Genomic DNA, 365 nt, shown 5'->3' with positions numbered 1-365 from the left:
TGGGTGGGGTCCGGGTGGTAGAGCTTGTCGAGGTCCCAGTCCCGGTCCTGAGGGAAGCCGGAGAGCGCGTCGCGCTGCTCGATGACCAATCGCCACAGTTCCTCGGGGGTGTTGACTCCGCCGGGCAGACGGCAGGCCATGCCCACGACGGCGATCGGCTCGTCGGGGTTGACCGCCAGTCCCGTGGGGACGGCTGCGGCGCCGGCCGCCGTGTCGCCGAGCTCCTCGACCAGGTGACGGGCGAGCGCCAGCGGGGTCGGATAGTCGAAGACGACGGTGGCGGCCAGGTTGAGGCCGGTGGCCTCGCGCAGCCGGTTGCGCAACTCGACCAAGGTGAGCGAGTCGAAACCGGCGTCCCGGAACGC

1 protein-coding gene is annotated in these 365 nt (G+C 71.2%); it reads right to left on the bottom strand.

From position 1 onward, the window contains the following. Positions 1–365 (bottom strand): acyl carrier protein (locus IEJ02_RS48055; protein WP_191070542.1); only part of this gene is annotated, 365 nt, incomplete at both ends.

Origin of the sequence: Streptomyces sp. 5-10 (genome assembly GCF_014712245.1) — a bacterium.
GTDB classification, from domain to species: Bacteria; Actinomycetota; Actinomycetes; order Streptomycetales; family Streptomycetaceae; genus Streptomyces; species Streptomyces violaceusniger.
This window is presented reverse-complemented; position numbering and strand designations above follow the sequence as displayed.